Annotated in this window: 6 protein-coding genes and 1 pseudogene; 5 read left to right on the plus strand and 2 right to left on the minus strand. The window is 41.2% G+C overall.

Translation table 11 applies throughout. The features are described from left to right. The first annotated feature begins 133 nt into the window (after positions 1-133). The 3 genes from MHO82_RS14155 to MHO82_RS14165 are packed head-to-tail and all read left to right on the plus strand — an operon-like array spanning position 134 to position 4,087. The gene (locus tag MHO82_RS14155) at positions 134-1,915 is read left to right on the plus strand and encodes a type I secretion system permease/ATPase (protein ID WP_239184600.1); all 1,782 of its coding nucleotides are present in this window, start codon (positions 134-136) and stop codon (positions 1,913-1,915) included. After that, positions 1,908-3,203 (plus strand): HlyD family type I secretion periplasmic adaptor subunit, encoded by a 1,296-nt coding sequence (locus MHO82_RS14160; protein WP_239184601.1) that lies wholly within the window; start codon positions 1,908-1,910, stop codon positions 3,201-3,203. The genes MHO82_RS14155 and MHO82_RS14160 overlap by 8 nt, the downstream gene beginning before the upstream one ends. A gap of 17 nt (positions 3,204-3,220) precedes the next feature. After that, the gene (locus MHO82_RS14165) at positions 3,221-4,087 is read left to right on the plus strand and encodes a hypothetical protein (protein ID WP_239184602.1); all 867 of its coding nucleotides are present in this window, start codon (positions 3,221-3,223) and stop codon (positions 4,085-4,087) included. Positions 4,088-4,205: 118 nt separating this feature from the next. Here the strand turns inward: MHO82_RS14165 and MHO82_RS14170 are convergent, their stop codons facing one another. After that, a complete protein-coding gene (locus MHO82_RS14170; protein WP_239184603.1) occupies positions 4,206-4,730 on the minus strand; it encodes an isochorismatase family cysteine hydrolase in 525 nt (174 codons plus the stop codon). A gap of 93 nt (positions 4,731-4,823) precedes the next feature. On the opposite strand from MHO82_RS14170, the gene MHO82_RS14175 reads away from it, so the two are divergent. Then, complete coding sequence (locus MHO82_RS14175) at positions 4,824-5,786, plus strand: helix-turn-helix domain-containing protein (protein WP_239184604.1); 963 nt, start codon at positions 4,824-4,826, stop codon at positions 5,784-5,786. A 309-nt stretch (positions 5,787-6,095) separates the two neighbouring features. Here MHO82_RS14175 and MHO82_RS14180 read toward each other — a convergent pair whose 3' ends face one another. Then, on the minus strand, positions 6,096-6,668 hold the full coding sequence (locus MHO82_RS14180; RefSeq protein ID WP_239184605.1) for a hypothetical protein: 573 nt from the start codon (positions 6,666-6,668) through the stop codon (positions 6,096-6,098). Positions 6,669-6,930: 262 nt separating this feature from the next. Between MHO82_RS14180 and MHO82_RS14185 the strand changes: the two are divergent. Next, a pseudogene (locus MHO82_RS14185) lies at positions 6,931-7,059 on the plus strand (IS5/IS1182 family transposase); the annotation flags it as partial.

Raw genomic sequence — 7,059 nt, forward strand, 5'->3', positions numbered from 1 at the left:
TTTGATGAGTATACCCAGCCTTAAGAGGGAGAATCAAACTGTTATTAATATCATGTTATTTAATCAATTTATGCTAGGAACAACCCATTATACTTCTATAATAATATGAAACTTAAATCTTATGGTGGTGGTTTTGTATAAAGGAAATGTACAAGAGGTTTTCTCAGGGTGTAAACGGGATTTAAGCGCGGCTTTCGTGTTTAGCCTCGCTATTAATTTTTTGGTGCTCACGTTACCTTTATACAGTTTGCAATTGTTTGATCGGGTCTTGAGTAGCTTAAGTTTAGATACACTGTTTTATTTATTGGCGATTGCGGTTTTTTTGATTGTTTGTCAAGCCGTAATAGAGCATGTCCGAACCTTACTCTTGCAAAAAGTTGGCTTGAAATTAGACACCTTACTCAGCCCCATTTTATTGTCTTCGGACATCCACCGTTCGGCTCAAAAAAATCAAATTGATAAACAAGGGTTACATGATTTATCGGAGTTGAAACGCTTTTTTGTCACGCCTTCTACCTCTGCGGTGTTTGATATTCCTTGGATCCCTTTCTTCCTTATTATTTTGTTTTTACTGCACCCTTACATTGGTTTGATCACCATTTCAGGCATGGTGTTATTTTCCACTCTGGCTGTGGTCATGATGTATGCGGCCCGGCAATCTAGTGAGCAGGCACGCAGCTTGGTCAGTAAAAGCAGTACAGAGATGGATGAATATTTGAGAAATGCCGCTACGGTGCGTGCAATGGGGATGGCTGAAAGTGTGCAAGTGCAATGGGGGAATAAAAACCGCCAGCTATCAACATTGTTATTGAGTGTGAATGAGCGAACAGGGCAGCTTATGTCTATTAGTCGTTTTGTTCGTAATGTGCTGCAAGTCACCGTACTTACTGTTGGGGTATGGCTGGTTATTCAGCAAGAACTTGGCACAGGAGCCATTATTGCCAGTTCGATTATTATGTCTCGGGTGATGATGCCTTTTGAGCTTGCTGTGAGTGGTTGGAAAGGCTGGTATAGCGCTTATTGTGCCTATATAAGATTAAGGAAATTTGGCTCAGTCAATCACGAATACTCAGGGCAAACAAAAACAGAGTTACCAATACCCAGTGGTGAGTTGCTGCTGACAAATGTAGGGCTCAAGTTTGAGGCGCATTTGGCTCCTGTTCTTCAAAATATCAGCTTTAAGTTAGGTGCTGGTAATGCATTAGCCATTATGGGCAACAGTGGCTCAGGAAAGTCCACCTTGGCTGCCTTGATCATGGGTATCCATAAGCCTTCGATGGGGAGCATTAAAATTGATGGTGCAGCCGTAGAACTATGGCCTGAGGAGCAGTTTGGTAAACACATTGGTTACTTGCCCCAAGAAGTTGGATTACTTACTGGTACGGTTGCCGAAAACATTTGTCGCTTTACTAACGCGCCTGCAGAAGAGGTTGTACATGCTGCGCGCTTGGCCTGTATTCACGAGCTTATTATTTCGCTGCCGAATGGCTACGACACTTATATTGGCGAAGGTGGATTGCGGCTTTCTGGCGGCCAAAAACAGCGGATTGGTTTAGCGAGAGCGATTTTTTCGAACCCGACTTTGTTGGTATTGGATGAACCAAATTCTAACTTGGATCCAGAAGGAGAAGTGGCATTAGCCATCGTATTGCAGTACTGCAAAGAGAATGAAATTACCGTGGTTATGATCAGTCATCGTCCTGGCTTCTTACGTCAGATGGATTGGGTGATTGTGTTAAAAGATGGAAAAATAGCAAAAGCGGGCACCAGCGATAAGTTTGTGAGCCATCACGCTGACTCTGAGGGGAATGCTCAGTTAGCCAAGCAACAGAAAGTAGTGAAACCGCAGAAAATGGGCCAGCAACAAAAAGAAAAAACAGCCCCAGCCAGAGAAAAAGGAGAAGTGAATGGGTAACTCTTTTGATACAACTTCTCTGATCCGTTTTGGGTTTGTTTTTATTTTTCTCACTATAGGGGGCTTTTTGTTGTGGGCCATGAACGCACCGCTCAGTTCTGCCTCGTTGGCTGAAGGTAAACTGGTGGTGGAATCGCAGCGTAAAAAAGTGCAGCACCTTGAAGGTGGGCAGGTAAAAGCCATTTATGTGAAAGAAGGGGATAGAGTAAAAGCTGGTGATGTGCTCATGGCTTTTTCGAACAGCAAAGCTGAATCTGACTATCACCGTTTATTCCTTCATATGATTTCTCTGCAAGCGCAGCATGATCGTTTAGATGCTGAGTTAAATAACCAGAAAACGATCACTTGGAGTACATCAGACATTGAAGAGATAGATCCAGCAGAGCTGAGTAATATTTTAAGCTCTCATGAGCTTCAGCATCAGCAGGCCATGCTACAGAAAGGCTTGCGAGAAGCGCAATACAAGCAACAGCGACGTTCATTAGAAGAGCAGCGACGAGGTATCCGGTTTCAACTTCAGGCGGTAAAACGTCAGATGGATTTGGTTAATCAAGAAGTGGAAATGACTCGTGGTTTGAGTGAAAAAGGGTTTGTCTCTAAGACTCGATTACTTGAACTGCAACGCCATCAGGCTCGTATTGATGCCCAGCAAGCGGAGCTCAATGTTGATATTGATGGTTTATCTCGCCAGCTAGTGGCATTGGAGCAAAGTTTTACCAGTGAAACTGCAGAGCTAACCCAAGAGGTGACAGCACAATTGGGTCAAATTGAAAAAGAGTTGCGCGATGTAAAGCAAGCTTTAGCGGCCGCGCGTGATGTACGTTCTCGTGTGGTGATCCGCAGTGAGCATTCAGGAACGGTGGTGGGCTTAAATGTTCATAGTGTCGGTGGTGTGGTGAATGCGGGTGATGTGATCATGGAAATTGTGCCCGACAGCGATGAGTTGATCGTAGAGGCGCTGATTAAGCCAGAAGACATTGATTCCGTCTATCAGGGGCAAGCAGCCAAAGTTCGTTTAAGTGCTTATAATATCCGCCGTATTCAGCCTGTGAGCGGAGAAGTCGTTCATGTGGCCGCTGATTTATTACTTCCCAAAAGAGCGAACCAAACTCCCGGTTACTTAGTGAAAGTAAAGTTAAGTAATACAGAAATACAGCAACTGCCGAATGTGAAGTTATACCCTGGCATGCCCACGGAAGTGTTCATCTTGTTAGAAGAACAAACAGTATGGGATTACTTAACAGAGCCATTGCTGAGTTCATATTACCGATCATTTCGAGAATCATAAGAGGGGGGGAAATACTTATGAATGAAGACGTGAATATGAAAAGTACAGAGGCATCATCCAAGCCGACTCAATTAACGTGGAAGATGAAAGTATTACTGCTTTGTGTGTGCATTATTACCGCTCAAGGGGCCTTCATAGGGTGGCATGTTGTACAAGGTTATACTCCATCGAAAGACGTACTGGCACTGAAGTCCTCGTTAAAATCGGCGCAGGAGCAGGTAGATTTTAATGAAAAAGAGATAGAAAAATTGCAGCTTAGAGTCGTGGAAACAGAAGCTAAATTAGTGGAAGTGCAACAAAAAAAGCTTCATCTTCAGTCAATGTTAGATAAACAGCGGGAATTGGAATTCAGTTTACGAACAGAAATCCAAGGCTTGCTTGACACTCAAACCTCCTCTACTCGTGAAGCTGACGATTTGCGTGATTCACTGAATAAGCTAAAACGTAATTACCAGCGAGATTTAGCCAATCAACTCAAAAAAGAAAAGGCCAAAGTTCGTCAATTACAGGTACAGCTAAAAGGTGAACTGGCATCAGCAAAAATTCGTCACCATCAATTGAATGAAAAGATTGCAGAGGTTGACGAATGGGAAAAGCAAAAAGCAGGCTTTGAGAAAAAATACACAGATTCTGCGCAACAAGCGGAAAAAGAACGCAGAATTGATGAGCTAATGAGTAAGTTCAATCAACTTCAAGTGGATTTAAGTACAGTGAATGAATGCGATAAAGATTACCTCTATCGTTACAACGAAGCCAAAAGCGTTCTTAACCACATACGTACATTTATCCAGCAACATGAAATGAATCAAGAATACTATTTTTTCGTGATTTCTAATGACACATCCATTAGCGCTCAGAATCGGACGTTATGCGTAGAAAGTTAATGGTGCTGAGTGAGTAAAATGGAGTGAGATAAACAATGCCAATCGGGGGGATTGGCATTGTTTTTACAGAGCCTGAGTTCAGGTTACTTAGATTCTGGTGACATTGGGTTTAAGGAATTTAGGCGAATGCGTTGTCAATACTGAGCATTTCGATACCGCGAACTTGCATTGAATCTACAGCTAATGTATGAGTAATTGGGTCGATGGTACAACAACACTCTTCAATGACTTTCGGGTTGTATTTTTCAGCCGCTGGAGACAGTGCTGTATGAGTGATGCAATTGTGAGTCATCATGCCTGTTAATAGAATCTCTTCTACGCCCATCTCCTGCAATAGCGCCTCAAGGTTTGTTTTCTCAAAACAATCAGCATGACGTTTAACAACAATAGGAGAGTTAGGTGCTGCTGCCATAATGTCTATATGGATCTCTGCGCCATAGGAGTTGTCATAAAAGAATAGACCTTCGCCCAGCTCTGGTGAGACAAGATGCTGAATATGAATAATGGGAATGTTTTTCTCGGTAGCAATGGTAATCGCTTTTAGGTTTTTAGCTGTTGTGACTTCAGGCTGATAAAGAGGGTATTTGCCTTCTTCGAAGTAGTCATTTTGGATGTCGATCACAATGAGTGCTTGTTTAGTCATGGTGTATTCTCTTCGGTGTTTTGTGTTTATGTGCTCATTATGTGTTGTTTGAATTACGTTAACGAGAGTCTAAAATGACACGTAAGAAGGCAAATGCGACAATATTTTACAGAGATGAAAACAGTAGAGATTACAGTCATAAACTACCCCACAGCCAGCCAATCAGCAGTGCATGGATTGGCGGAAACAATGATGTTAACTAACACGATTTGTCAGCAGCTGGATGTGTCAGTGAGGTTTCATGTAAATATTCATACCTTGGAGGAGCTTGACCTTGAAAGAGGTGTACAGGCTGTGGTGCTGCCCCCTTGTATTAGTGACGATTTCTATACAAGAGAGCACACGATGCTAAATCGATACCTTTCAACAATGAAGCAACAAGGGGCTGTACTTGCATCTGCGTGTGTTGGCGCGTTTATTTTGGCAAGCGGGGGCTTCTTAGATAACAAGTTTTGTACGACTCATTGGCGGCTTAGTGAATCTTTTCGAACTGAGTTTCCGAACGTAAAATTGAACGACAATGCCATCGTGGTCAATGAAGGGAGCGTAATCACCGCTGGTGGCCGTATGGCATGGCTTGATCTTGTCTTTGAGGTTATTTCGTTATTCTCTTCTCCTGCAATCGCACAACAATTATCCAAAGAAATGGTGATTGATATTGGCTACCGTGAACAACGGTTTTATCATCAATTTATTCCCAAACGAGACCATGGGGATGAGCTTGTTCTGAAAGTACAAAATTACTTGGAGGAGCATTATGCGAAGCCTTTATCCATGGCGGCGATAGCCGAGCGCTATTTTGTGAGTTCTCGTACTCTGCAAAGGCGGTTTACCAAAACATTAGGCTCGACATTGGTTCAATATTTACAAAAGCTACGTTTGCATAATGCTTGTCAATTAATTGAACTCACCAAAAAAGGGATATCTGAAATTTCTTATGAGGTGGGATACCAAGATGTGAGCGCTTTTAGAAAAACTTTTGTACGAGAGTACGGCCTTACCCCTACTGAATTTAGAAAACGATTTAGTACAGATTCAGTCACTGAAATGGAATAAAGGGTAATTTCAGTCATATTAACGGCGCACAGATTAGACTGTATCCCTCAATTTAATTTCTATATTTAACATGGGCTTGGGATAAAAACTGAATGGAACCAGCTATGCGTAAATTAGTGGACTTATTTTGTCATGTAGCTCATTTTTGCCAGGCTTTTCTACCTCAGAGGTAAAAGTGGAGAGCGTAAGTACAACCGGAAAGGACGAATGGGAAAATCAGTCTGAGCTGAAAAAATCTAGCTCAGATTTAACCTGACAGGAACCATATAAAAAGTGGTAACTGTCAGATCAAGTCGGGATTAGTATATTTTATCTTTCAAATATAATAAAGCTAAGTGCTGTCGTTCCACCATTGACATACTCTACTTCACGCCAATCTTGTAATTCCCATTGCCGTTTAACTTTTGTATAGGTTTTTTCTAACCCGCTTTCTGTATATCTGATAGGAAGACGAACTTTCACAAATTTAGTTTTTGAATCAAGATGCTTTATAAAATACTTTGATACAACTAACGTAAGGAATAGAGCTGAAAATATCAGTACAAAAATACACCAGAGGCTTTTCACACTTGCTAAATAAAAGCCGAATGTTAAAAGAGAGACACCTATAACCTCCAAGGTAGTTCCTTCAACAACAGTTGCTGTTTTAATACTCTCTTTTTTATGATTCTTTAAAGGTTTTGGTTTATTTTTATACTTTTCAATCACCTCATTTGCTATCTCTTCAGCTTCTTCACGAGACATTCCTGTAACTTCGCAGATAGACTCTAATGTTGAATTCAGTGCACCTTCATCAACAACATTTTCGTTCTGCTTTTTTTCAAATGCTTTTGCAATAATTTCATTGAGAAGTTGCTGTTCTTTACAATCAGGGTTACTCATCTTCTAACTCAATACGTATTTACTTATATTTTGGTTATACACCATATTAATCGTCGGATATATAGATATATCCAATGCTCCACAATAGCCTTGAAGATTCTAGAGGCTCTAAAGCTTCTGAAAGCTCAGCACTATTTTTATGCTCTTCAATTACCTTCTTGGCTATTTTTTCAGCATCTTCACGGCTTTGTTTCCTAAATCGATGGAACTAATCCCCTAAACTACGATCTGATCAGGAAAGCTCTTTTAACCATATAGTGTCATGCCTAGATCGAAATACAAAACGACGAACTGGAAACAATATAATCAATCACTTATTAATAGAGGTTCACTGACATTCTGGATTGATGAAAGAGCGATTGACCTGTGGAGAAGTGAGGCGAAGAAATCA

This window comes from Vibrio sp. Of7-15 (assembly GCF_022347565.1).
In the GTDB taxonomy this organism is placed as follows: domain Bacteria; phylum Pseudomonadota; class Gammaproteobacteria; order Enterobacterales; family Vibrionaceae; genus NORP241.